Source organism: Streptomyces sp. NPDC002588 (genome assembly GCF_040295925.1).
In the GTDB taxonomy this organism is placed as follows: domain Bacteria; phylum Actinomycetota; class Actinomycetes; order Streptomycetales; family Streptomycetaceae; genus Streptomyces.
In genome coordinates this window covers 1-25,125 of record NZ_JBEOWF010000058.1, presented here as the reverse complement: position 1 = coordinate 25,125, position 25,125 = coordinate 1, and the positions used below count along the sequence as shown (strand labels likewise).

The window sequence follows — 25,125 nt, the reverse complement described above, 5'->3', positions numbered from 1 at the left end:
TGTCTCCGACGTGATCGCGTCGGACAGGTGGACGGGTTTGGGAGGCGCGGCATGGCGGATGGGGCGGGGCCCGGGGCGGCGGAGAGGTTCACGGCACGCCAGGTCATGCGGCCGCGTGACCAAGTGGAGCAGCAGATCAGGGATGCCATCCTGGAGGGGCATTTCGCCCAGGGGGAGAAACTTCCGCCGGAGACGGAGCTGGCGAGGCAGTTCGGGGTGAGCCGACCGACCGTGCGTGAGGCGCTGGGCGCGCTGGTGAGCGCCGGGCTCATCCGGAAGATCCCCGGCATGGCGGGCGGAAGCTTCGTGAACACGGTGACGCCGGATTCACTGAGCCGCATGCTCAGTGAGTCGGTGGACACCATTCTGCGTCTGGGCGCGCTGGACGTGCCGGAACTGACCGAAGTGCGACGGGTGTTGGAGGTTCCTGCCGCGCGGATGGCCGCCCGGCACCGGACCGAGGAACATCTGGGCAAGCTGCGCTCCATCGTCGAGCGGCAGCGGACCACCACGATCGACGACCCGGACATTCCCGGCTACGACCTGGCGTTCCACACCACCATCGGGCAGGCTTCGGGCAATCGCCTGCTCGCCGCGTTCATCGCCGCCGTGCACGACGCCACGCATCCGGCGCAGTTCCTCGACGTCACCGAGGAAGTGGGTCGGCGGACGGTGAAGCAGCACATGATGATCCTCGGTGCGATCGAGAGCGGGAATGCGGAGGCGGCCGCTGAGGCCATGCAGTCGCACCTGGAATACGTACTGCGGTACTCGACCGCCCAGGGCGCCGGATGACCGTGTGCCCTCCCCGCCGTCGCGGCGGGGAGGGCACACGGTCTTGGGCCGTCAACCGCGGTACCACTCCGCCATGAGCTGGCTCTGGTCCGCTCCGGGGCCGAAGCGGTCGATGGCTTCCTGGGTGAACTCCTCGACGAGGTGTCCGATCGGCGTGGCGTGCCCGAGGCTCTCCGCCATTTCGTTGGCCAGGTGGAGGTCCTTGAGCATCAGTTGGAGCGTGAAGCCCTGCGGCCTGTACGAGTCGCCGCTCAGCAGTTGCGGGAAGGTCGTCTCCGTCGTGTAGTTGCGGCTGCTCGACTTGTTGATGACCTCGACCACGGTGTCCTGGTCGATGCCGTACGCCTGCCCGAGCCGGACGGCCTCGAGCGCGGCGAAGCGGTTGCAGCTGTTGAGCAGGTTGTTCACCAGCTTCATGGCGTGGCCGGCACCCGAGGGGCCGACATGGTGGACGTCGGACGTCACGGCCAGCAGGAGGTCCCGGGCCTTGGTGAACGCCTGCTCGGAGGCTCCGACCATCAGGGTGGCCGTGCCCTCCCGGGCCCGCTTCACACCGCCGGCTATCGGCGCGTCGACGAAGTCCACGCCGAGTTCGGCGAGTGCGGAGACGATCTCCTTGTCCGTGGTGGGCGTTCCGGTGGTCGTGTCGACGACCAGTGTGCCCGGCTCGAAGTGACGGGCGATGCCCTCGGAACCGAGGAGGAGTTCGACCACGTTCGCCGGGCCGGGCAGGGACAGAAAGACGTACCTGCACTGCTTCGCCATCTCGTCCGTCGGCGCGAAGGTGGCGCCCTGGCGTACGAGTTCGTCGGCGGCCTGCCTGTTCAGGTCGTTCACGTACAACTCGCGCCCCGTCACGAGACGGCTCGCGATGGCCGATCCCATGGCACCGATGCCGATGAACCCCAGCTTCCCGGTCGTCACTACGGGTACCTCACTCTCACCTCGCGGCCGGCCCGGAGCGGGCCGGGCCCATGCCTGAAGGTCGTGCGCGCGGGGTCGGGCCCGCGGGTCGAAGGGGTCCTTGGCGGTGTCGCCGGTCTCGCTCAGGGCCGGACCGGCCCGAGGACGACTCGGCGGACGGTGTCCGCGACTGCTGCCTTGCGAATCTAGCTCGGCCGTTGCAGTCGGTCAACTGTCTGACACTGACAACACTGTTCCCCGAGGCCTTCGCTACCGGACTGCGGCGATGTGGACCGCGGCGAGGGTGCAGGGCACGTGGCCGCGGTTGCTCCACGCGTGCTTGGTGCCACGCTGCACCAAGGAGTCTCCGGGGCGCATCAGGGTCTCGCCCGTCTCGGTGATCGCGTAGATCTCGCCGGATACGATCGTCACGAGGTCGATCGTCTCGGTCGCGTGCAATCCGGGGATGCCCCCGGCCGAGTCCAGCGACTCGCCGGCGCCCGAGTCGGCCAGTGCCTTCGCCCAGCCCTCTTCATAGTCCCACTCGCTGTCGGGCGGAAACGTCGCGACGACGAAGGTGTAGCCGTTCGGGGGCGGCGGGATCACCGCCTTTGGCCCCAGGGTGTTCTCGGCGCTCACGGGAGTGGGCACCGTGGTCGCCTGCCAGATCTGGTTGAGGGTGTACGCCTCCGTCGCCAGGCGGGTGCGCGTCGGCCCGTCCTCGACGATCGTCGACCTGCCCCGGTCGTCGAGTCCGATCATGATCCGCCGGGCCCTGGTCTGCTTGTGCTCTCCGGTCACTTCGTCGGCTCCTGCCGTGTCCGGCGGCATGGGTGATCCCGGTCAGGGTCCGTCGAAGACGATGACACCCTTGCCCGCGGACTGCTTGTCGAACTCCTCGTACGCCTCCGCCACCTGGTCCAGACTCCAGTGATGGCTGAACAGGTCGTCGATCGGCACCTCGTTTCGGGCCACGAACTCGGCGCACCGGCGCATCTGCACGATGGACATCGACCAGGACGTCATCAGGGTCATCTGACTGCGGTGCAGGTCGAGGACGTCGAATCGGACCTCGCCGCCCAGTCCGACGACACACATCCGGCCCCAGGGGGCGAGCGACGCGAGACCGTCGGAAGCGGCTCGCGACGCGCCCGACGTCTCCAGGACAAGGGGAACACCCGCGCCGCCGGTCAGCTCGCGCAGTGCGGTGGCTGCCCGCACGGCCGTCGGGTCGATCGTGGCGACGGCCCCGAGCTCGCGTGCTCTGACCAGCCGGGCGGGCTCCGTGTCGAGGGCGACGACCCGTGCGCCCCGCGCGGTGGCCAGCAGGGTCGCCGAGAGCCCGACGGGACCCTGACCGAACACGGCGATCGTCGCCCCACCCACATCGCCCAGGCGATCGAGCCCGCCCCAGGCCGTGCCGGTGCCGCACCCGATCGCGGCACCCGCCGCGAAACCGAGCGCCCTGTCCAACGGCACCAGCGTCGCCGCGGGCACCCGCATGAACGGCGCGTGCGCGCCGTGCTCATGGGTGCCGAAGACGCGCGTGGGCGCCGTGGAACACATCTGGGGCCACCCCGTGCGGCAGTGGTCGCAGCGGGTGCATCCGGCGTAGTGGTGGACCATGACCCGGTCCCCGACGGCGGCGACGTCAGCGGGGACGCCCGGACCCACGGCGTGCACCACGCCGGCCGGCTCGTGCCCGGCCACGTACTTCCCGGTGGTCGTCGCCGCTCCCGGCCTGTCGCGGTAGTAGTGCAGGTCGCTGCCGCAGAGGCCGGAGGCCCGGATGGCGACCACCACTTCGCCCGGTCCCGGCTCCGGATCGGGAAACTCCCGGAGCTCGACCTTGCGGTCACCCAGGAAAACGGCCCCCTGCATGGCAACTCCTGACGTCGCGGCTGCACTCTCCTTTCAGTGGAGCATTCGCATTACAATCTCGCAATGGTTTGACTTTTGGATTCGTGTAAGCATCGCCCCTCGTCCGAAGGGAGCCCGCCGGGTGCTGTTACGGGTTCCGCGACTGATGGCCGTCACCGTTGGGGCGCGGATGGTCGTCGGCTTCACGGTGCTGTCCTCCAGCGATCTGCTCCGCGTCTGCCTCCCGGCGTGCTGTCGGCTGTGCGGGGCGCCGCGTCCCTGAGAGATCGTGCCGCCGGGACGATCGGGCTGCTGTCGCTCGGCATGGCGGTCTCGGCGGTCGGTCATGTTTCGGACGGCCTCAAGGGGCACACCGTGATGAGCGTACGGCGGAGCGGCAACCGGCTGGGCCGGACCCTTGGTGCGGGTGCGCACAAAACGCTTGACCGAGGAACTCGTTGATCACACCTTGACAGTGAGTTGAATGTCAGACATCTTGAACGCATGTCCACACAGGTCGCCATCGTCACAGGCGCGGGTCGGGGCCTCGGTCGCGCCGTCGCCCGCAGCCTGGCCCGCCGCAAGGTCGCCGTAGTACTTGCCGGACGTACGCCCGGGCAGCTGAAGGAAGCGCGGAGCGCCGTGCTCGACGAGGGCGGTACCGCTCTGGACGTGCCGACCGACGTCTCCGACGCCGCGTCGGTCCAGGCTCTCTTCGACACCTGTCTCGGGGAGTACGGGCGCCTGGACGTCCTGGTCAACAACGCCGGTGTCGCCGCGCAGGTGAGCCTGGCCGACATGACCGAGGACGACTGGGACCGTATCTTCGACATCAACGCGCGCGGCATGTTCCTGTGCAGTCGGGCGGCGGGTCGGCACTTCGCCGACGCGGGCCGCGGCCGGGCGGTCAACGTCGCCTCGGTGTTCGGACTGCTCGGCCGACCCGGGTACTCCGCCTACGGCGCGTCCAAGGGCGCCGTCATCAACTTCACCCGTGCCGTGGCCGCCGAGTGGGCGAGGTTCGGAGCGCAGATGAACGCCGTCGCCCCCGGCTACTTCGCCACGGACATCAACGCCGAGCTGCGTGAGGACGAGGCGGCGGTCGCCAAGGTGCTGCGCCGGATCCCCGCACGGCGTATGGGACGGCCGGAGGAACTCGCCGACCTGGTGACCTATCTGTCCCTCGACGCCCCCGACTTCCTGACGGGGCAGACCATCGCCATCGACGGCGGAGAGTCCAGCGTCTGACCGCGCCCCAAGGACACGCCCCAAAGGAGCCGCACCATGTTCGAGGCCGTCATCTGTGAGCCCGTCCGCACCCCGGTCGGACGCTACGGAGGCGTCTTCAAGGACGTCCCGGTCACCCACCTCGCCGCCACGGTCGTCAAGGGCCTCGTCGACCGCACGGGCATCACCGCCGACGACATCGACGACGTGATCTTCGGCCAGGGCTACGCCAACGGGGAGGCGGCGGCCATCGGCCGGATCGCCGCCCTCGACGCGGGCCTCGACATCACCGTCCCCGGCCTGCAGATCGACCGGCGCTGCGGCTCGGGGCTGCAGGCCGTGATCTACGCCTGTATGCAGGTGGCGACCGGCGGCTCCGAGCTGGTGCTCGCCGGCGGCGCCGAGAGCATGAGCCAGGCCGAGTACTACATCCCCGGCATGCGCTGGAACCAGGGCCGGCAGCCGGAGCTGCTGGACCGGCTCGCGCAGCCGCGCGGCAACTCGGGCGGCCGACGCTTCCCGGTGGCCGGCGGCATGATCGAGACCGCGGAGCACCTGCGAGCCGAGTACGGCATCAGCCGCACGGAGCAGGACGAGTGGGCGGTCCGCTCGCACGCCCGCGCCGTCGGCGCGATGGAGCGCGGCCTCTTCGCCGAGGAGACGATCCCCGTGGTGGTGCCCGCCCGCAAGGGCGACGGCATCACCGTGACCGCCGACGAGCATCCCCGGCCAGGCACCACGGTGGAGTCCCTCGCCCGCCTCCGGCCGATACTGGAGGGCACCATCGAGGGCGCGACCGTGACCGCGGGTAACTCCAGCGGCCAGAACGACGCGGCCGCCGTGGCGATCGTGACCACGCCGGACCGCGCCGAGCAGCTCGGACTGCGCCCCTACGCCCGCCTGGTGAGCTGGTCGCTGGCCGGCGTGGAACCGCACCGCATGGGCATCGGCCCGGTACCCGCGGCGCGCACCGCGCTCGAACGGGCCGGCCTCAAGTGGTCCGACCTGGACCTGGTGGAGCTCAACGAGGCCTTCGCCGCCCAGGTGCTCGCCTGCCTGCGCACGTGGGAACTCTCCGAGGACGACCTGGAGCGGGTCAACGTCAACGGTTCGGGCATCTCCCTCGGCCACCCCATCGGCGCCACCGGCGGCCGGATCCTCGCCAATCTGCTGCGGGAGCTCGACCGGCGCGACGCCCGCTACGGGATGGAGACCATGTGCATCGGCGGCGGCCAGGGGCTCGCGGCGATCTTCGAGCGGGTGGCGGCATGACCGCCCGCCGACGCGTCCTGGTGACCGGCGCCGCCGGATTCCTGGGCTCCCACGTCGTGGAACGGCTCAGCGGGACGGGCGTCCACGAGGTGCTGGCCACGGACATCGCCCGCACGGAACGCGCGGAGGGCCTGGCCGCTCTGGACCACGTCGAGTTCCTCGCCATGGACCTGCGCGACACCACGGCGCTCGACATGGCAGTCAGCGCCTGCGACCAGGTCGTCCACCTGGCCGCCGTCAGAACCCATGCCGCCTCGGCCTCACCCCGCGCCGCGCACGACGTGAACGTGGGCGCCGCCTACGACCTGCTCAGCCTGTCGGCCCGGCACGGCGTCGAGCGTCTCGTGCTCGGGTCCACCCACTGCGTCTACGGCGCGTTCGACGACCCGGCGGCACCGCCGTTCACCGAGGACCAGGCTCGCGTGCGCCGCGGCCTGAGCATGTACTCGGCGAGCAAGCTGGCCGCCGAGGCCTTCGCGGAGGCCTTCGCGGAGGCCTTCGCCCAGAGCGGCGGAGCCCCGTACGTCATCCTCCGGTACGGCACGATCTACGGGCCGCGGGCCAACCGCGACTCCAACGCCGGGATCATGCTCGACATGCTGGACGCGCTCGACCGGGGTGAGCGCCCGTCCGTGCCCTGGCAGCGGGACGCCGTGCACGCCCTCGTCCACGTCGACGACGCGGCGCGGGCCACCGTCCGCGCGCTGGAGGCGACCGGCGTCGAGCGTACGGCGGTCAACGTGGTCGGGCCGCCGGTCACCTCGGAAGAGCTCTATACGACGCTCGTGCGCATCCACGGCTCCGACCCGGCCGCCATCGAGTGGCGGGACGAGCGGACCAGGTACCAGCATGTCAGCGCCGAGAGGCTGGCCTCGGCACTCGGCCTCGCCGGGACCACCGACCTGCACAGCGGTCTCCAGGAGTTCGTCGACTGGTACCGCGAGCACCACAAGAGCGTCGACCCAGCCCAGTGATCGGAAGACGAACGCCGTGACCCGCATCCTTTATCTGAGCCTGTCCAACGCCGCGTACTCCCCGAACTACTTCCCGTTCCTGCGCCGGTACATCGACGACTTCGTCGCCGAGGGCACCGAGGTCGAGCTGCGCGGAACCCGGGTCGGACGCATCGACAGCTTCCGGTTCTGGGAGGCCCTCGACTCCGTGTCGATCCTGGACTCCGTGCTGGACGCGGAGCAGTCCGGCTTCGACGCGGTCGCGATCGGCAACATCCTGGACCCCGCGCTGCGCGAGGCCCGCTCCATGGTCGACATCCCCGTGCTCGGCTACGGCGAGACCGCGATGTTGATGGCCTGCCTGATGGGCAGCAAGTTCGCCCTGGTCGGCGTCAACCCCTACTTCGGTGGACGCTTCGAGGAGAACGTCGCCAGGTACGGGCTGCGCGAACGACTGGCCGGCATCGCGTGCATGGACCTCACCCCGCACGAGCTGGACGCCTGTTTCTCCGACGACGAGGGCCGCAAGCGGGCCACCGACTCCTTCCTGGCGGCGGCCCGGGCGACCATGGCCCTCGGAGCCGAGGTCATCATCCCGGCGGGCGGACGCATCACGGCGTTCCTCAACTCCGTCGGGCTGCGCGAGGTGGACGGCGCGCCCGTCCTCGACGGCACGGCGACCCTGCTGGCCATGACCGAGTCGGCCGTACGGATCCGGGCGGCCGCGGGGTCCTTCGTCAGCCGACGACGCCTGTACGCCAAGGCCCCCGCCCACGTGATCGGTTCGTCGGCCGCCGCGTACGCCGAGAGCTACGGGCTGCCCGCGCTGGCCCGGCTCGCCGACACCGAAGACGCCGACCTGCAGAAGGAGAAGTGACGATGCCCGAGCACAGCGGACCGCCGGTCTATCCCCTGAGCCAGCAGGACACCTTCGTGTCCAACCTGGACCGGCTGAGGGAGACCTCGGACGCCATGGCGGACGCCTTCCGCGGCCTGCGCCGCGCGGCCGACGCCCACGGCACCCTGGAAGCGAAGCAACGCGAGTTCTGTCTGCTGGCCGCCTTCGCCGCCACCCGCAACGAGGGCGGGTTCCGCGTCCACTGCACCCGCGCGAAGGAGGCGGGCGCGACACCGGAGGAAATCGAGCAGGTCGTCATGCTCATGCTCGGCACCTCCCTGGGGCTGGTCCCGGTCGTCGAGGCGCTCAGCTGGGTGCACGACGAGCTTCGGTGACCCCGAACCACCGCAACAGGAGGACACATGCCCGACGGCAATGACAAGAAGGCACTGGTCGTGGGCGCCGGTTCCGGCATCGGACGCGCCACCGCCCTGCGTCTCGCGGACCAGGGCATCACCACCGCCGCGGCCGATCTGAACGCCGAGGCCGTGCGGGAGCTCGCGAAGGAGCACCCGAACATCGTCGCCCTCGGTGACGCGTCCTGGGACGCGACCGACCCCGAAGCCTGCGACCGGATGATGGCCGAGGCGGTCGGCGCTCTGGGACGCGTCGACCACGTGATCTCCACCGTCGGCTGGACGGCCATCACGCCGTTCCTCGACGAGTCGCCCGAGTACTGGCGCCGGATCATCGACGTGAACCTGATGTCCGGCATCTACCTCGCGGCGGCGGCGGGACGCGTGCTGCGCGAGCACGGCGGCAGCATCGTCCTCACCTCCTCCGAGGCGGGCACGGTGGGAACCTCCGGTGAGACCGTCTACTCCGCGGCCAAGGCCGGCGTCATCGCCCTGGTCAAGTCACTCGCCCGCGAGTGGGCCCGGCACGGCATCAGGGTCAACGCGGTGGCCCCCGGGATCACGGCCACGCCGCTGCTGGAGAGCCAGGGCGGGGAGTCGCTGCTGGCGAGCATCGTGCGGGCGGTCCCGATGCGCAGGGCCGGCGAGCCGGAGGAGATCGCCGCCGCCCTCACGTTCCTCGCACTCGACGAGGCCAGCTACATCACCGGCCAGACCCTGTGCGTGGGCGGCGGTCTGACGATGGGGTCGTAGCCCCCGGACGGGCCCCCGGACGCATACAACTCCCGATGGTGAGGACAGCATGGAACTGAAGAGCAAGACGATCATCATCACGGGTGGCTCTCGTGGCATGGGACAACGCCTCGCGCTTCGGCTCGGCGGCGAAGGTGCCAACGTCGTCGTCAACTACCGGCGCGATGCCGAGGCTGCGGCGCAGACCGTCGCCCGTGTCGAGGAGGCCGGCGGCAGAGCACTCGCGGTGCAGGCCGACATCTCGGACACCGAAGCGGTCGAGGCGCTGGTGGCGACCGCGGCCGAGCACTTCGGGAAGATCGACGTCATCGTCGCCAACGCGGCGGCCAGCGCGTTCAAACCGCTGACCGAGATCCGCTCCCATCACATCGCCAAGACGATGGGCATCACGGTCCAGGGCTTCCTCGACCTGGCGCGCGCCGGAGCCGCGCACATGCCGCCGGGCGGGCGGATCGTGGCCGTCTCGGGCTGGGACAGCTTCCGGGCCCTGCCGGGCCACGGACTCCTCGGCGCCGCGAAGGCCGCCATGGAGACGATCGTGAAGTACTTCGCGGTCGAGCTGGGCAGCCGCGGAATCACCGCTGTGGGCATCTGCCCCGGGCCGATCGACACCGACTCCTTCCGGTTCTACGCCGGTGACGCCTGGGGCGAGTACGAACGCCACTGGCTCGGCATGACCCCCTCCGGCGCCTACCCCACGCCCGAAGAGGTCGCCGAGGTCATGGCGTTCCTCTGCTCGCCGCGCAGCGCGGCCATCAACGGCCAGACGATCGTCGTCGACGGCGGGCTGTCGCTCGCCACGATGCCGATGTCCTTCGGACAGGACTGAGGCCATGGCCACCGCGATGAACGCCGCGGCGCAGACGGTCGTCCAGCTCATGAGCCAGGTCGAGCGCAGGCCGCGCCACTCCGTCGCCGTCGAGGCACTCGGAGGCCGGCACAGACTCACCGTCGCCGACCTGACCGAGGCGTCGAACCGGCTGGCCAACGCCTTCGCAGGCCTCGGACTCACCCACGGCGACCGGGTGGCCTACGTAGCGCAGAACCACGTCGAGTACGTCGTACTGGAGTTCGCGCTGCTCAAGGCGGGGCTGGTGAAGGTCCCGCTCAACCACCGCTTCACCCCTCGTGAGCTCCGCCGGTGCATGGAACTCGCCGAGGTCCGCCTCGTGGTCGCGGACCCGCCGGCGGCGGCCTCGATCGACGAAGTCACCGGCGGCGACGGCCTGTTGAAGGTCGTCCTGGGTGAACGGCCGGGCTGGCGTTCGTTCGACGCCCTGGTCGCCGCGGGCGCGCCGGTGCGACCGCGTGTCCCCGTCGGCCCCGACGACCTCTACCACATCAGGTTCAGCTCTGGTTCCACCGGAGCACCCAAGGGGATAGCGATCTCGCACCGCGGGGCACGCGCGGCGATCCTCGGCAACACCTGGATCATGAGCACCAGCGGGCCGGCGCCCGCTCCCCGGACGCTTCAGGCGGCGCCCCTGGTGTACGCGGGCGGCTGGAGCGTCCTGCCCACCCTGCTGTGCGGCGGCACGAACGTGATCCTGCCGCGCTTCGACGCCGACGAACTCCTCCGGGCGGTCAAGGACGAGCGGATCGACTGGATGTTCGCCGTGCCGACCATGCTGCGCCGGATGAGCCTCTCCGACGAGCTCAAACTGCTGCGTGACGCGCAGCTCTCCTGCCTGATGCTGGCCGGGGAGCCCGCCGCCATCCCGGCACTGGAGGTTGTCAGCGAGTACACGGACGCGTTGGTCCAGTGCTGGGGCCAGACCGAGGCGCCTGCGTCCACCACGCTGCTTGGCCGGCGGGAGATGCGGTCGCCCGAGCTGTGGCCCTCGATCGGCAGGCCCATTCCCGGGGTGGAGTTCTCCCTGCTGGTCGGCGAGGAGGTGCTGGACGAGGTGCCGCCCGGCGTCCAGGGAGAGCTGGTGATCCGCACCCCGAGCGTCACCACGGCGCTCATCGGTTCGGAGGCCGAGCACGCCCACCGCCTCCTTCCCGACGGCTGGTGGCGCACCTCGGACCTGGGCCACTTCGACGAGGAGGGACGCGTCTTCATCGTCGGCCGCGCGAGCGAGACGATCATCACCGGCGGCACCAACATCCAGCCCGTCGAGATCGAGCGCGCCTTCGAGGAGCATCCGGGGGTCCGCGAGGCCGTCGTCGTCGGTGTCCCCGACCCGGAGTGGGGCGAGACCCCGGCGGCGCTGGTCCACGCGCCCGGCATCGACGCGCTCGACGCCGAGGAGCTGACCCTCTGGGTGCGCGACCGGCTGGCCGGGTTCAAGCGGCCCCGCCACGTCTATCTCTCGGGGGACCCGATTCCGCGCGCGTCCGGCGAGTCGAAGATCGCGCGCGGTGACATCAAACGGATGCTGCGCGCCTGGGTCGCCGACCCGGCCGGCGTCCCGGCCAACGTGACAAAGGTGGTGACCCCTCGTGGATGAGGTGGTGGTCGACGGCACGGACGTGATCGGTTCGGTGCGCTTGAACCGTCCGGAACGCGGCAACTCGGTGACCCCGGCCGTCGTCACGGAACTCGGCGACGCCGTCCAGAGGCTCTGTGACACGGACGCGGTCCGGGCGGTCGTCCTCACCGGTACGGGCTCGGTGTTCTGCGCCGGTGCCGACGTACGGGAGATGTACGACGTGTACCAGGGCGACGGTCCCGACGGCCTGATGAGCTATCTCGCCGATGTGTGGATGCCCGCCGTGCAGCGGACCGTCCGCCTCATCTGGGGCGCCCCGAAGCCGGTCGTCGCGGCGTTCAACGGCGCGGCCACGGCCGGGGGGCTCGACTTCGGCCTCGCCTGTGACGTACGGGTGGCGGCCTCCACCGCGCGATTCGCCGAGAGCTACGTCAACCTCGGGATGGTTCCCGTGGCCGGCGGGGCCTTCCTGCTCCCGCTGGTGGCGGGGCTGCCCGCGGCGACGAGGCTGCTGGCGTCGGGCGCCTTCGTGGACGCCGAGCGGGCGCTGAGCCTCGGCATCGTGAACGAGGTCTGCGCGCCCGACGAACTCGACGCCTGTGCGCGGGAGTTGGCAGCGGAGCTGGCCCATGGGCCCGCCGAGACGTTCGCCCAGACCAAGACCATCGCCCGCGGTGTGTCGACACCGGCCTTCGAGGCGGCCCTGCGAGACAGCCTCAATGCGAACATCGCGCTGATCGCACGCCCTGAGGTCAGGGAGCGAATCCTTTCCGTCATGGAGCGGTTCAGCACGTCGGCCGCGCGGCGCGCCTGACCGTTTCAGGCGGTCCTCGAGCCCGGATCGCCCGACGTAGCTCGACCGTTTGGAGGCATGAGTGGAACACTTTGGACAGCTCTACATCGACGGCGAATGGGTCGCGCCCAGCGGCGACGGGACTCGGACGCTGATCGACCCGACGTCCGAGGAGCCCTGGGCCACCGTCGGCTCAGGAGGCGGGGTGGCCGATGTCGACCGCGCCGTGGCCGCGGCCAAGCGCGCCTTCGTGAGCTACTCGAAGACGTCGGCCGACGAGCGGATCGCGCTGATCGACCGCATCATCGCCGCCTATGAACGCCGCGAGGCGGAGCTTGCGCACCTGATCGCGCGAGAGGTCGGCGTACCCGTCTCGTTCAAGGCGCAGGTGTCCGGCCCGGCAGGCCACATGAAGGTCGCCCGCGACCTGATCCGCACCTACGCCTTCGAACAGCGACTGGCCGAAACGATCGTCCGGCGTGAGCCCATCGGCGTCTGCGCCCTGATCTCGCCGTGGAACTGGCCGATCCAGACGTCGGTCATCAAGGTGATCTACGGCATCGCCGCCGGCTGCACGATGGTGCTGAAGCCCTCGGACGCCTCGCCCGTGTCGGGTGTGGCCCTGGCCGAGGTGATGGACGAGGCGGGCACGCCCCCCGGCGTCTTCAACCTGGTCATCGGCCGTGGCAGTGTCGTGGGCGATGCCCTGTCGCGCCACCCCGATGTGGACATGATCTCCTTCACGGGATCGACCGGCGCGGGAGCGAAGGTGGGCGAGGCGGCGGCCCGGACGGTCAAGCGGCAGTGTCTGGAACTGGGCGGCAAGTCCGCGAACATCGTCCTCACCGACGGGAACCTGCAAAAGGCCGCCCGCTGGAACATCCAGCGCGGGTTCTCCAACACCGGCCAGTCCTGCCACGCCCCCAGCAGGCTCCTGGTGCACGAGAGCCAGGTCGAGGACATCCTGCCGTTCCTCGTGGACGAGATCGGCAGGATGCGCGTGGGCGACCCGCGCGACCCTGCCACGACCCATGGCCCGCTGGTGCACGCCCAGCAGTTCGACAGCGTCCAGAACCACATCCGGACCGGTCTGGAGGAAGGCGGGCGCCTGGTCACCGGGGGACTGGGCCGGGTGGACGGCTTCGACCGCGGCTTCTTCTGCAAGCCCACGGTCCTTGCCGACGTGACCCGCGACATGACCCTGGCCAGGGAGGAGATCTTCGGCCCGGTCCTCGTCGTCATGCCGTACCGGACCGAGGAGGAGGCACTGGACATCGCCAACGACTCGGTCTTCGGTCTGGGCGGCTACGTCTTCAGCGAGGACCGCAAACGCGGCTACGAGTTCGCGTCCGGCCTGCGTGCGGGGCGGGTTTCCTACAACGGCGCCAACACCAATTCCCTCACCCCGATGGGCGGCTACAAGCAGTCCGGCGTCGGTCGGTCGATGGGCGTGTTCGGCCTGGAGGAATATCTCGAAGTCAAGTCGGTCTACGGCTTCGAAGAAGAGGCACACGCCCTTCCGCCGCACGTCTAGCGCGTGGCAGAAGGGCGTGTGAGAGGAAGCCCCGGACACAGGCCTGTGTCCAGGGCTCGTCCGGTGTCATCCAGCGGTGTCGTGATACTGGCCCGCGGCACGGGCCCGCTGGGTGGCCAGCTCGATCACCAGGTCCAGGTTGGGGGTCGGGACCTGCATCAGCTCGGCCAGTTCGAGGGGGACGCGGAACATGGCGTCGATCTCCATGGGCCGGCCGGCCTGAAGGTCCTGCGCGATGCTCTGGAGGTGGCCGGACTTCGCCAGCTTGCCCAGGCCCTCGTAGGGATCGCCCGGGTCGCAGCCCAGGGCACGGGCGATGGCGGGCTTGTCGAGGACGTCCTTCATGGGCGAGGTGCTGAGGACGGCCAGCGAGCCCCCGATCAGGTTCATCAGCAGTTTGGCCCAGATCGCGTCACGGATCCTCGGCGTGACGGTGGTCTCCAGGCCAGTGGGGTTCAGGAGCGACGCCAGGCTGTCGAGTCGCCCGTCGGGCCGGCCGTCGGGGCGTCCGACGACCAGGCGGTTGCGCGGGTTCTCGGCACGGATCACCCCCGGTGCGATCACGCTGCAGGCGGTGTAGGCGACCGCGCCCACGGCGCGCTCCGGACCGACGTGGTCCCACAACTCCCTGGTTTACGCGACCGGGACACTCGGGCTTCCCGATTCGGTGATCCTCCTCGCCACCGTGATCGGTGCCCTGGTGGCGATGGTGATGGCACCGGTGTGGGGTCACCTCGGTGACCGCTTCGGTTTTCGCAGGATGGTCGCGATCAGCATGGTGTTCCAGATCCTGTTCGCGTTCCCGTTCTTCCCTGCTGATGGGAACACGGGACACGACCGTCGTCATCATCGCCGTGACACTGGGTATCGCCGGGGGCGCGGCCGTCAACGACGCCGTTCAGCCGGCTTTCTTCACCAGCCTGTTCGGCACACGTGTCCGCTACAGCGGCGTCTCCCTCGGCCGTGAGGGCGGCACGATGGTGGGCGGCGGCCTGACACCGCTGATCGCCACGGCCCTGTTGACGTGGGCCAACTCCACGTGGGCGGTTTCCGCGTTCATGGCGTTGACCAGCCTCGCGGGATTCGGGGCAGTCTTCCTGGCCCGGCCGGTCCCCGACGAGGAGGGGCTGACCAAGGCGACCAAGGCGCAGTCGCCGCAGGTGGAGGGGCTGGCTCCCGCAAGCTGGCCGGTGGTCGACGGGATCCTCCCCGAGTGACAGGCCTTGCCCCACAACTGACGAAGGATCACGTATGACGAAGTATCGGCTGCACATCGACGGCGACTGGGTCGACCCTGACAGCGGCGAATGGCTCGACACGGTAGACCCGTACAGGGGAGAGCCCTGGGCTCGGATCGCCCGCGGCAACAGCGAGGACGTGTCGCGTGCCGTGGCCGCCGCCGACCGTGCCATGACCGTCGGGCCCTGGGCGAGCATGAGCCCGTCGGAGCGCGGCAGGATCATGCGCAACATCGGCGATGTCATCGCCAAGAACGCACAGCGCCTCGCCGAGATCGAAGTGCGTGACAACGGCAAGCTGTTCGCCGAGATGAGCGGCCAACTCGCCTCGATCTCCGCATGCTGGTACTACTACGCCGGCCTTGCCGACAAGATCCAGGGCGCCTCGATCCCCGCCGAGAAGCAGAACGTGTTCGCGTTCACCACGCGCGAACCGATCGGCGTCGTCGCCGCGCTGACCGCCTGGAACTCTCCACTGTGGTTCGTCGCGGTCAAGTGCGCCCCGGCACTGGCCGCGGGATGCGCCGTGGTGGTGAAGCCGTCCGAGTTCGCCTCCGCCAGCACGCTGGAGTTCGCCGGACTCCTGAAGGAGGCAGGGCTCCCCGACGGTGTGTTCAATGTCGTCACCGGCCTCGGACCGGAGGCGGGGGCCGCGTTGGTCGACCATGCTGACGTCGCGAAGATCACTTTCACGGGTTCGGACACGACCGGGACGAGGATCTACGAGAGCGCGGCGCGTACCATGAAGCGCGTCTCACTCGAACTCGGCGGGAAGTCGCCGAACATTGTGTTCGACGACGCCGACCTCGATGCGGCCGCGGGGGGAGTCGTCGCCGGCATCTTCGGAGCGGCCGGCCAGATGTGCTCGGCGGGATCGCGTCTTCTCGTCCACAACTCCATCAAGGACGGCTTCACGGAGAAGCTGCTGGGTCTCGCCCGCGGGGTGCGGCTCGGAGATCCCATGGATCCGCACACGAACGTCGGCCCCATCGCGACGCCTCCGCAGTATCAGAAAGTGCTGGACTACATCGACATCGCCAAGACGGAAGGCGCGCGCTGCGTTCTCGGCGGCCGACCGGCGGGCGGGCCCGGCCTGACCGGCGGTCAGTTCGTCGAGCCCACGATCCTCGTCGATGTCACCAACGGCATGCGCATCGCTCAGGAAGAGGTCTTCGGGCCCGTTCTGTCGGTGATCGGCTTCGAGGATGAGGAAGAGGCGGTGCGCATCGGCAACGGAGTCGCCTACGGCCTGGTGGCAGGGGTCTGGACGCAGAGCATCGGACGGGCCCTGCGGATGTCCAAGGCACTCCGTGTAGGCACGGTCTGGGTGAACACCTACCGCACGTACAGCTACATGGTGCCTTTCGGCGGTGTGAAACGGTCCGGTATCGGACGTGAGCAGGGGGTGGAGGCGGTCAACGAATACCTTGAGACCAAGAGCGTGATGATTTCGACGGACGAAGACGCTCCGCCGAACAACTTCGTGATGCGGTAAAGATGCGGTAAGTCGGAAGGGGGGAGGGATCCTTCCCTTTTCCGCGCCGGGCGATGGTGCAACGCTCGATGAGGCAGGCCGGTGGCCTGGATGGACCTTCGCACTCTCTCAAAGGACCTGTTATGAGCACGCAGCCCACCGAGCGCCCCGCCGTCGCCTCGGGCACCTTCGACCTCGGGGGCGACCTGACGGTCAACCGTCTCGGCTACGGCGCCATGCAGCTGACGGGCCCCGGTGTCTGGGGCGAGCCGCGCGACCCGGACGAGGCCGTCCGGGTGCTGCGCCGGGCCGTGGAACTGGGCGTCACCTTCATCGACACGGCCGACGCCTACGGGCCGTTCGTCAGCGAGCGGCTGATCCGCAAGGCTCTGCACCCCTACGCCGACGACCTGGTCATCGCCACCAAGGGCGGCCTCACCCGTCCGGGTCCGGGCGACTGGCGTCCCGACGGACGACCCGAGTACCTGCGCGAGCGAGTGGAGCTGAGCCTGCGCCACCTCGGACTTGAGCGCATCGACCTGTACCAACTGCACCGCATCGACCCCAGGGTGCCGCTCGCCGACCAGCTCGGTGAGCTGGCCCTGCTGCAGCAGGAGGGCAAGCTGCGCCACATCGGTGTGTCCGAGGTGACGGTCCAGGAGCTCAAGGAGGCCCGTACCCACGCCGAGATTGCCTCCGTGCAGAACCTCTACAACCTCGCGAACCGTTCGGCCGAGGACGTTCTCGACTACGCCGAGGCCGAGAACATCGCGTTCATCCCCTGGTTCCCGATCGCCACCGGCGAACTCGCCCGTCCGGGCGGCCCGCTGGACGCCGCGGCCAAGCAGCACGGCGCGAGCCCCTCCCAGCTCGCCCTCGCCTGGCTGCTGCGCCGCTCCCCGGTGATGCTGCCGATCCCCGGCACCTCGCGGGTCGCACACCTGGAGGAGAACACCGCCGCCGCGCTGCTCGACCTCACCGACGACGAGTTCCGGTCCCTCACCGACGCCGTGTAATGCGTACGGGGGCATCCGGCCGTCCGGATGCCCCCCATCAGTACTCGACGTGGCCGTCACGCCAGGTTCTTGGTGAAGAACTCCTCCAGCTTGTCGAACGGGATCAGGTCCGTCCTGTCGTACAGGTCCACGTGGCCCGCGCCCGGGACGACGTACAACTCCTTGGGCTCCACGGCGAGTTCGCAGGCATCCTCGCTGTAGTAGCGCGAGTGGGCGTGCTCGCCCACGACAAACAGCAGGGCCCGCGGCGAGATCGACGCGATGTGGTCCAGCAGCGAGAAGTTCATGTACGCCATCGTGCTGGTCAGGGTGAACTGGGTGATGGCGTTGGGGTGGTAGCCCCGCGGGGTCGAGTAGAACTCGCCGAACTCGCGGCCGACGGGGTCGGTGTTCTCGTCGAATCCGATGGGCGCCCCGCGCGGGGCCAGCGCGGCATGCTCGGCCTCGAAGTCCGCGTACCGCTGCTCGGCGAGCTCGTCGAGGATGCGGATGCGGTCCTCTTCGGTGATCGAGTCGAGATGGCCCTTGGAGTAGGCCCGGGCGATGTCGTACATGCTGGTCGTGGCGACCGCCTTGATGCGCCGGTCGACCTGGGCGGCGCTGATGGCGAACCCGCCGCTGCCGCACATGCCGATCACGCCGATGCGCGCGCGGTCCACGAAGTCACGTGTGCCCAGGTAGTCGACGGCCGCGCTGAAGTCCTCGGTGAAGACCTCCGGCGACGTGATGTGCCGGGGTTCGCCGCCGCTGTACCCGTTGAACGACGGGTCGAAGGCGAGTGCCACGAAGTCGCCCTTGGCCATGTTCTGGGCGTAGATGCCCGAACCCTGCTCCTTGACCGCGCTGTGCGGTGCGCCGACGATCAACGCGGGGTACCGACGGGACGCGTTGAAGTCCCCCGGCCGGTAGAGGTCCGCGGCGATGGTGATGCCGAACCTGTTCTTGTACGACACCGGTGTGCGGGTGACGTCGGTATCCAGGTCGAAGATGTAGTTGTCCGTCGGGGACATGCCCTTGGCCTTCCCGCGCCGCCGGTCAGCGGACGTGTCCGTCGAACCAGGTGACGGCGACCTCGGGGTGCTCGCTGAAGTAGTTGTAGCCGTCGAAGCGGCGAGAGGTGCCGTAGATCCAGTGCATCTCCTTGTCCTCGACGGGGATGGCGTCGTGGACGGCCTGCACGGCCTCCGGGGTGGTCATGACGTCGTCGTGGACCTGCCCGACCAGCGTGGGCACGGTGATCGCGGAGGCGTACTTGGCGGGCGACTGCTCCGCCAGGTGGAAGCCGGTGCGCTCCAGGACGGCCTGGTCGAGACGGTCGTAGCCGCCCTTGAAGCCGATCGCCTTGGAGAACTGCTCGCCGATGGACCGGCCCTCCAGCGGCTGGTGCAGGACCATCGCCTGGATCTCGGCGAATTCCTCTGGGTGCTTGGCCCACGCCACGGCGGTGGAGTTGCCGCCCAGGCACACCGACAGCAGGGCCTTCTTCATGCCTGCCGTGTCGGGGCGCGTCTTCACGTATCGGAGGGAGCCGATGACGTCGCGGTACTCGGTGAGGCCGATCGTGCAGATCCCGCCGTTGCCGTAGCCGCTCATGCCGTGGTTGCGCAGGTCGTAGGTGAGCACGTTGTAACCGGCGTCGTGCAGACCCTTGTAGGTGGGCAGGAAGTTGACCTCGAAGCCGCCGAAGCGGTCCCAGCCCGGCAGGTGCCCGGGGTAGCCGTAGCGGTTGCCGGGGGAGAAGTGGTTGTGGATGATCAGCCGATCCGAGTCGGCCGGGATGAACCAGCCTTCGAGCGGTACGCCGTCCATCGACGGGAACGTCACGTCCTCGTAGGCCAGGCCCAGTTCGGAGGGCCGGCGGAGCAGGGGGGCGCGCCGGCCATCGGTCGTGCCTTCCGTCCATTGTCCGACGAATCCGTTGAATGCCAGCTCGGCCATGTCGAGTTCGGTCACGGTACGCTCCTGATTTCCCGGCAACGGTGCTCGATATGGCACCGTTGCCGCCTGAACTGTTCGAGTTGCAGACCTGCAACGTGTGCGGTGCCCCGGGCGTCTGGATTTTCATCAAGATTGGCCCGTGAGCACATTTTCCGCATCTTGGGCTCGACCTGGATAGGGAAAGAGGGGGGGAGGGAATTCTCCCAGGGAGGAATTCCTCCCTGGGAGGTGACGTTCCTCATGGCTGTGCCCTTGTCGGGCCGCAGTGCGGCGGCCCGACAAGGGCACAGGTACTGTGGTGGTGAATCCCAGGTCAGATCGTCGCGGTGTCGATTACGAACCGGTACCGCACATCACTGTTCAGTACCCGCTCGTACGCCTCGTTGATCTCGGACGCGGCGATGACCTCGATCTCGGCGCCGAAGCCGTGCTCGGCACAGAAGTCCAGCATCTCCTGGGTCTCGGCGATGCCGCCGATGGCGGAGCCGGCGATCGACCTGCGGCCCATGATCAGCGGGAAGACGTTGACGGAGATCGGCTCCTCGGGGGCGCCGACGTTCACGAGGGCTCCGTCGATCTTCAGCAGGTTCACGTACCCGCTGAAATCCAGCGGGGCCGAGACCGTCGAGACGATGAGGTCGAAGGTGCCGGCCAGCTCCTCGAAGGTCTTCGGATCGCTGGTGGCGTAGTAGTGGTCGGCGCCCAGCTTGAGGCCGTCGTCCTTCTTGCGCAGGGACTGGGAGAGGACGGTGACCTCGGCGCCGAGCGCGTGGGCGATCTTGACGCCCATGTGGCCCAGGCCGCCCAGGCCGACGATCGCGACCTTCTTGCCGGGACCTGCGCCCCAGTGCTTGAGCGGGGAGTACAGGGTGATGCCCGCGCACAGCAGCGGGGCGGCCGAGTTGAGGGCGAGGCCGTCGGGGATCCGGACGGTGTAGTTCTCGTCGACGACGATCTTCTCGGAGTAGCCGCCGTAGGTGGGCTGACCGTCCTTGTCGAGGTAGTTGTACGTCTGGATCATGCCGCCGGTGCAGTACTGCTCCTGGCCGGCCTTGCAGTGGTCGCACTCGCGGCAGGAGTCGACGAAGCAGCCTACGCCCGCCCGGTCGCCCACCTTGTACTTCGTGACGCCGGGGCCGACTTCTGAGACGACACCGGCGATCTCGTGACCGGGGACCATCGGGAAGATGGCGGTGCCCCAGCCCTCGCGGACCTGATGGATGTCGGAGTGACAGATGCCGGCGAACTTGATGTCGATCAGCACGTCGAACTCGCCGACCGGGCGCCGCTCGATGGTGGTGCGCTCCAGCGGAGCCTTCGCGGCGGGAGCGGCGTAAGCAGCAACGGTGGTCATGTGGGGGTCTCCTAGCGGTGCTCTCGCGCCCGGCTGCCTTCGGCCGGGCACGGTGACGAGCATGCCTCGCCGCCAGGAAATCACCCAGGGCGGGAGTGTGCCTATGTTCGCTGTTCCTACTACTGGCAGAGTCAGGCTCTTGCCCTGCAGTGAGCGAAATGTGTCATGCGCTCAAGGATTGGGTTCATTCGCCACATCCATGCCATGGAGAGATCACGAGAAGGCAAAGGGGGGATAAAAGTCTCCCTGTCGCGAGTGTTGCCGGTGATGCAAGACTTCCCGCGTGACCAGCCGCCCTGCCAAGGCGCAGGGTCGCCCTCTTCCTGCGGTGGCGTTGATCCCGCGCCTGCCGTACCGCTGTTGTTCACGACTGTTCCGTCCGTGATGCGAAGGCGTGAGTATGTCTGCTGACCTCTCTGAATCCGCTGTTCCACCCTCGACCGAATCGGGCGAGTCCTCCTCGGGCCCCAGCCGGCGTGCCGTCATCGCCACTGGTGTCGTGGTGGGCGGTGCCGTGGTGGTTGGAGGGACGTTACTCGCCGGCTCGGAGGAGGCCTCCGCCGCAGAGGCATCGCCCTCCAGCCGGGTTTCCCTGACGGTCAACGGCACCCGCCGGACCGTGACGGTGGACAACCGCACCTCGCTGCTTGACCTGCTGCGCGAGCACCTCGGCCTGACCGGTTCCAAGAAGGGCTGCAACGCCGGGGCCTGCGGGGCGTGCACGGTGCTGGTCGACGGGCAGCGGGTCAACTCCTGCCTGACGCTGGCAGTGCGGTTGGAGGGCGCCGAGGTCACCACTATCGAGGGCCTGGCCAAGGGCGACGAACTGCACCCGCTGCAGCAGGCGTTCATCGACGAGGACGCCTTCCAGTGCGGGTACTGCACTCCGGGCCAGATCATGTCCGGGGTCGCGTGCATCCAGGAGGGCCACACCAACTCGCCGGAGGAGATCCGGGAGTACATGAGCGGCAACGTGTGCCGCTGTGGCTGCTACGTCAAGATCGTGCGCGCGGTCGAGCAGACCGCCGCCCGCAAGTAAGGAGCCGCCCGTGTATCCCTTCGCCTACACCCGCGCGAACAGTGTCCGGGAAGCCCTGGAGGCCGGTGGACGCGGCGGTCGCTACATCGCTGGCGGTACCACGCTGGTCGACCTGATGCGCGAGACCGTCGAGACCCCCGACACAGTGGTCGACATCAGCGCGCTGCCCCTGCGTGAGATCACCGCCACCAAGGGCGGCGGCATCCGCATCGGCGCCCTGGTCCCGATGTCGGTGGCCACCGCGGACTCCAAGCTGAACTCCCTGTACCCGGTGGCGGCCCAGGCCCTTCGAGGCGCCTCGGCCCAGCTGCGCAACATGGCCACCATCGGCGGCAACATCATGCAGCGCACCCGCTGCACGTACTTCCGCGATGTGACCGCCGACTGCAACAAGCGCGAGCCCGGCTCCGGCTGCGCCGCCCTGCAGGGCTACAACCGCGGTCACGCCATCCTCGGCGGCTCCGATCACTGCGTGGCCGTCCACGCCTCCGACTTCGCCGTCGCCCTCACCGCCCTGGAGGCGACCGTCCACCTGCAGGCCCCGGACGGCAAGGAGCGCCGCCTGCCCTTCGCCGACTTCCTGCTCCGCCCCGGCAGCACCCCGCAGCGCGAACAGAGCATCCGGAAGGGCGAGTTGATCACGGCGATCGAGATCCCGGCGTATCCCCGTCCGCTCAAGTCGGCCTACCTGAAGATCCGCGACCGGCAGTCCTACTCGTTCGGGCTCGCCACGGCGGCCGTCGCGCTGCATGTACGTGGCGGCGTGATCCGCGAGGCGAAGGTCGCCGCCGGCGGTGTGGCCACCGTGCCATGGAAGCTGCCCGCCGTCGAGCGGGCCCTGATCGGTGAGCGCCCCTCGGACGGGCTGTGGGCCGAGGCCGCCAGTCACGCGGCAGACGGCGCCCGCCCCCTCCAGCACAACCGGTTCAAGGTCGAGCTCCTGAAGCGAACCGTCGAACGCCAGCTGCGCACCGTAGGAGAAATGGAATGAGCCCCCAGCCGCAGGCAGCCGTAGGTGCGCCGCTGTCCCGCGTGGACGGCCGGCTCAAGGTCACCGGCAAGGCGGAGTACGCCGCCGAACACGACATCGACGGAGTCGTGCACGCCGTCATCGTCGACGCGAGCATCGGCCGCGGCCGCATCAGGTCCATCGACACACGCGCCGCCGCGAAACACGCGGGCGTGCTGCGGGTGATCCACCACGGCAACGCCCCGAGACTGCCGTACCGCGACAACGCCGGCTCCAACAACCCGGCCGGACGCAGGCTGCGGGTCTTCCAGGACGACAAGGTGCTCTTCCACGGCCAGCCGGTCGCCGTGGTGGTGGCCACCACGCTGGAGGCCGCCCAGCACGGCGCGAGCCTGGTCAAGGTCCGGTACGACGCCGAGAAGCCCTCGACCGACATCACCAAGGCCAAGCCGGGCGAGCCGACACCCTACGCGCGGGGGGACGCCGAAGCAGGGCTGCGTTCCTCCGCCGTACGGCTGGACCTGACGTACGAACTGGCGCGCAACCACCACAACCCGATGGAGCCGCACGCCACCGTCGCCCGCTGGGACGGCAACCGGCTCACGGTGTGGGACAAGACGCAGTGGGTGATGGGCACGCACGACGAGATCGCCGCGGTCTTCGACCTGCCGGCGGACGCGGTGCGGGTCATCAACCCGTTCGTCGGCGGTGGCTTCGGCAGTGGACTGCGCTGCTGGCCGCACACGATCGTCGCCGCGCTCGCCGCGCGGGTGACGCGGCGCGCGGTGAAGCTGGTGCTGTCGCGCAAGCAGATGTACTTCGGCACCGGATTCCGGCCGGCTTACGAGTACCGGCTGCGCCTCGGCAGCGACCGGCGCGGCAAGCTGAACGCCGCGATCCATGACATCGACCACGAGACCTCGTCGTACGAGACGTTCTTCGAGGCCGTTCTCGGCACAGGCCAGATGATGTACAGCATGCCCAACGTCCGCCAGGCGTACCGGCAGGTGCCGTTGGACGTGAACACCCCGATCTGGATGCGCGGGCCCGGCTTCGCCCCCGCGTCGTTCGTGATCGAGTCGGCCATGGACGAGCTCGCCGACGAGCTCGGCATCGATCCGATCGAGCTGCGCCGGCGCAACGAACCGGCCGAGGACGAGTCGACCAACGAGCCGTTCTCCACCCGGAGGCTGAGCGAGTGCTACACGGTCGGCGCCCGGGAGTTCGGCTGGGACCGCCGCAACCCCAAGCCGCGCTCCACACGGGAGGGGAACCTGCTGATCGGCCTGGGCATGGCCGCCGGGGCCTACGACTGCGGGCGGTATCCGGCGCAGGCCAGGGCGCGGCTGGATGCCGACGGCACGGCGGTCGTGGAGGCGGCCACCACCGACATGGGCCCGGGTACCTACACCTCCCAGACGCAGGTGGCCGCGGACGCCCTCGGACTGACCATGCGCACGGTCACGTTCCGGCTGGGTGACTCGGAGTATCCGTTCACCTCGCCGCACGGCGGTTCGGCGACCATGGCCAGTGTCGGCTCGGCCGTCGCCGACGCCTGCAACAAGGTGCGGCAGCAGGCGATCAAGCTGGCCGTGGAGGACCCGGAGTCGCCGCTGTACGGCGTGAACGCGGACGACGTGCTCGTACGCAACGGCCGACTGCACGTGCGGAACGACACGGCGCGCGGTGAGACTTACGAGAGCCTGCTGGCCCGCAACGACCGCTCCCGTCTGGAGGCGAACGGTTCGTACGAGGGACCTGGCTCCGAGCGGTCCGCCTACTTCGCCTACAGCGCGACTTTCGCAGAGGTCTCGGTGGACGCGGACCTGGGGCTGGTGCGGGTGCGCAAAATGCTCGGCGTGTACGACGCGGGGCGGATCATCAGCCCCAAGCTCGCCGAGAGCCAGGCGTTCGGCGGCATCGTGGGCGGCATCGGCCAGGCGCTGCTGGAGCACACGGTCACCGACCACCGCGACGGGCGGATCGTGAACTCCAGCCTCGCCGACTACCTCGTGCCCGTGAACGCCGACGTCCCCGAGATCAGGTCGATCTACCTGGAGGGCGAGGACAACGCCGGCAACCTGCTGGGCGTCAAGGGACTCGGCGAGGTCGTCCAGGTCGGTGTGGCGGCCGCGATCGGCAACGCGGTCTTCAACGCCACCGGCCGTCGGGTCCGCCAACTGCCCATCACGGCCGAGGCGTTGCTCTGACGCCACCGCCTCCGTGGCCGGGTCCGGCAGCCGAACCCCCCGTACGGCTGCCGGACCCTCCCCGGGCCGCCGCCGCGCACGCGCCCCCTATCGCCGCGGCGGCGGCC

General features: G+C 69.4%; 24 protein-coding genes and 1 pseudogene. 18 read left to right on the top strand and 7 right to left on the bottom strand.

Annotated elements, in window-relative coordinates; genetic code table 11:
* Positions 1 to 123: 123 nt before the first annotated feature.
* Positions 124 to 795, top strand: a complete 672-nt coding sequence (locus ABT057_RS43045; protein WP_352349707.1) for a FadR/GntR family transcriptional regulator — start codon at positions 124 to 126, stop codon at positions 793 to 795.
* A 51-nt stretch (positions 796 to 846) separates the two neighbouring features.
* On the opposite strand, the gene ABT057_RS43040 is transcribed toward ABT057_RS43045, so the two are convergent.
* The 3 genes from ABT057_RS43040 to ABT057_RS43030 all read right to left on the bottom strand — a co-directional run bounded on the left by ABT057_RS43040 (position 847) and on the right by ABT057_RS43030 (position 3,579).
* On the bottom strand, positions 847 to 1,719 hold the full coding sequence (locus ABT057_RS43040) for an NAD(P)-dependent oxidoreductase (RefSeq protein WP_352349705.1): 873 nt from the start codon (positions 1,717 to 1,719) through the stop codon (positions 847 to 849).
* 249 nt (positions 1,720 to 1,968) lie between these two features.
* The gene (locus ABT057_RS43035) at positions 1,969 to 2,499 is read right to left on the bottom strand and encodes a cupin domain-containing protein (RefSeq protein ID WP_352349703.1); all 531 of its coding nucleotides are present in this window, start codon (positions 2,497 to 2,499) and stop codon (positions 1,969 to 1,971) included.
* A gap of 42 nt (positions 2,500 to 2,541) precedes the next feature.
* A complete protein-coding gene (locus tag ABT057_RS43030) occupies positions 2,542 to 3,579 on the bottom strand; it encodes a zinc-dependent alcohol dehydrogenase family protein (protein WP_352349701.1) in 1,038 nt (345 codons plus the stop codon).
* A 483-nt stretch (positions 3,580 to 4,062) separates the two neighbouring features.
* Between ABT057_RS43030 and ABT057_RS43025 the strand changes: the two genes are divergently transcribed.
* From ABT057_RS43025 to ABT057_RS42980, 10 genes are all read left to right on the top strand, one after another.
* The gene (locus tag ABT057_RS43025) at positions 4,063 to 4,806 is read left to right on the top strand and encodes an SDR family NAD(P)-dependent oxidoreductase (RefSeq protein ID WP_352349699.1); all 744 of its coding nucleotides are present in this window, start codon (positions 4,063 to 4,065) and stop codon (positions 4,804 to 4,806) included.
* A gap of 36 nt (positions 4,807 to 4,842) precedes the next feature.
* Entirely contained in the window at positions 4,843 to 6,057 is a 1,215-nt protein-coding gene (locus ABT057_RS43020) for an acetyl-CoA C-acetyltransferase (protein WP_352349697.1), read from the top strand.
* On the top strand, positions 6,054 to 7,031 hold the full coding sequence (locus tag ABT057_RS43015) for an NAD-dependent epimerase/dehydratase family protein (RefSeq protein ID WP_352349695.1): 978 nt from the start codon (positions 6,054 to 6,056) through the stop codon (positions 7,029 to 7,031). Before ABT057_RS43020 ends, ABT057_RS43015 begins: the two co-directional genes overlap by 4 nt.
* Before the next feature lie 16 nt (positions 7,032 to 7,047).
* Positions 7,048 to 7,887, top strand: coding sequence for an aspartate/glutamate racemase family protein (locus tag ABT057_RS43010; protein WP_352349693.1), 840 nt, complete (start codon positions 7,048 to 7,050; stop codon positions 7,885 to 7,887).
* A 2-nt stretch (positions 7,888 to 7,889) separates the two neighbouring features.
* Entirely contained in the window at positions 7,890 to 8,243 is a 354-nt protein-coding gene (locus ABT057_RS43005) for a carboxymuconolactone decarboxylase family protein (RefSeq protein ID WP_352349691.1), read from the top strand.
* 27 nt (positions 8,244 to 8,270) lie between these two features.
* A complete protein-coding gene (locus tag ABT057_RS43000) occupies positions 8,271 to 9,017 on the top strand; it encodes an SDR family NAD(P)-dependent oxidoreductase (RefSeq protein WP_352349689.1) in 747 nt (248 codons plus the stop codon).
* Between the two features lie 49 nt (positions 9,018 to 9,066).
* Positions 9,067 to 9,846, top strand: coding sequence for an SDR family oxidoreductase (locus tag ABT057_RS42995; RefSeq protein WP_352349687.1), 780 nt, complete (start codon positions 9,067 to 9,069; stop codon positions 9,844 to 9,846).
* A gap of 4 nt (positions 9,847 to 9,850) precedes the next feature.
* On the top strand, positions 9,851 to 11,470 hold the full coding sequence (locus ABT057_RS42990) for a class I adenylate-forming enzyme family protein (protein ID WP_352349685.1): 1,620 nt from the start codon (positions 9,851 to 9,853) through the stop codon (positions 11,468 to 11,470).
* On the top strand, positions 11,463 to 12,266 hold the full coding sequence (locus ABT057_RS42985; protein ID WP_352349683.1) for an enoyl-CoA hydratase/isomerase family protein: 804 nt from the start codon (positions 11,463 to 11,465) through the stop codon (positions 12,264 to 12,266). Before ABT057_RS42990 ends, ABT057_RS42985 begins: the two co-directional genes overlap by 8 nt.
* Before the next feature lie 61 nt (positions 12,267 to 12,327).
* A complete protein-coding gene (locus ABT057_RS42980; RefSeq protein ID WP_352349681.1) occupies positions 12,328 to 13,779 on the top strand; it encodes an aldehyde dehydrogenase family protein in 1,452 nt (483 codons plus the stop codon).
* Between the two features lie 66 nt (positions 13,780 to 13,845).
* On the opposite strand, the gene ABT057_RS42975 is transcribed toward ABT057_RS42980, so the two are convergent.
* On the bottom strand, positions 13,846 to 14,403 hold the full coding sequence (locus ABT057_RS42975; RefSeq protein WP_352349679.1) for a ketopantoate reductase family protein: 558 nt from the start codon (positions 14,401 to 14,403) through the stop codon (positions 13,846 to 13,848).
* Between the two features lie 4 nt (positions 14,404 to 14,407).
* Here ABT057_RS42975 and ABT057_RS42970 point away from each other — a divergent pair.
* From ABT057_RS42970 to ABT057_RS42955, 4 genes and pseudogenes are all read left to right on the top strand, one after another.
* Positions 14,408 to 14,578, top strand: a pseudogene (locus ABT057_RS42970) (MFS transporter); the annotation flags it as partial.
* A 19-nt stretch (positions 14,579 to 14,597) separates the two neighbouring features.
* Positions 14,598 to 14,996 carry an MFS transporter gene (locus ABT057_RS42965; RefSeq protein ID WP_352349677.1) on the top strand — a complete coding sequence of 133 codons (399 nt, stop codon included), beginning with the start codon at positions 14,598 to 14,600 and terminating at the stop codon, positions 14,994 to 14,996.
* 34 nt (positions 14,997 to 15,030) lie between these two features.
* Complete coding sequence (locus ABT057_RS42960; protein WP_352349675.1) at positions 15,031 to 16,512, top strand: aldehyde dehydrogenase; 1,482 nt, start codon at positions 15,031 to 15,033, stop codon at positions 16,510 to 16,512.
* Positions 16,513 to 16,634: 122 nt separating this feature from the next.
* The gene (locus ABT057_RS42955) at positions 16,635 to 17,507 is read left to right on the top strand and encodes an aldo/keto reductase (protein WP_352349673.1); all 873 of its coding nucleotides are present in this window, start codon (positions 16,635 to 16,637) and stop codon (positions 17,505 to 17,507) included.
* 56 nt (positions 17,508 to 17,563) lie between these two features.
* Here ABT057_RS42955 and ABT057_RS42950 read toward each other — a convergent pair whose 3' ends face one another.
* From ABT057_RS42950 to ABT057_RS42940, 3 genes are all read right to left on the bottom strand, one after another.
* Complete coding sequence (locus ABT057_RS42950; RefSeq protein WP_352349671.1) at positions 17,564 to 18,517, bottom strand: alpha/beta hydrolase; 954 nt, start codon at positions 18,515 to 18,517, stop codon at positions 17,564 to 17,566.
* Between the two features lie 25 nt (positions 18,518 to 18,542).
* On the bottom strand, positions 18,543 to 19,460 hold the full coding sequence (locus ABT057_RS42945) for an alpha/beta hydrolase family protein (RefSeq protein WP_352349669.1): 918 nt from the start codon (positions 19,458 to 19,460) through the stop codon (positions 18,543 to 18,545).
* Between the two features lie 298 nt (positions 19,461 to 19,758).
* Entirely contained in the window at positions 19,759 to 20,799 is a 1,041-nt protein-coding gene (locus ABT057_RS42940; protein ID WP_352349667.1) for an NAD(P)-dependent alcohol dehydrogenase, read from the bottom strand.
* A 400-nt stretch (positions 20,800 to 21,199) separates the two neighbouring features.
* Between ABT057_RS42940 and ABT057_RS42935 the strand changes: the two genes are divergently transcribed.
* The 3 genes from ABT057_RS42935 to ABT057_RS42925 are packed head-to-tail and all read left to right on the top strand — an operon-like array spanning position 21,200 to position 25,018.
* Positions 21,200 to 21,838, top strand: a complete 639-nt coding sequence (locus ABT057_RS42935; protein ID WP_352349665.1) for a (2Fe-2S)-binding protein — start codon at positions 21,200 to 21,202, stop codon at positions 21,836 to 21,838.
* A 10-nt stretch (positions 21,839 to 21,848) separates the two neighbouring features.
* A complete protein-coding gene (locus ABT057_RS42930) occupies positions 21,849 to 22,829 on the top strand; it encodes an FAD binding domain-containing protein (RefSeq protein ID WP_352349663.1) in 981 nt (326 codons plus the stop codon).
* Entirely contained in the window at positions 22,826 to 25,018 is a 2,193-nt protein-coding gene (locus ABT057_RS42925) for a xanthine dehydrogenase family protein molybdopterin-binding subunit (protein ID WP_352349661.1), read from the top strand. The genes ABT057_RS42930 and ABT057_RS42925 overlap by 4 nt, the downstream gene beginning before the upstream one ends.
* Positions 25,019 to 25,125 lie beyond the last annotated feature (107 nt).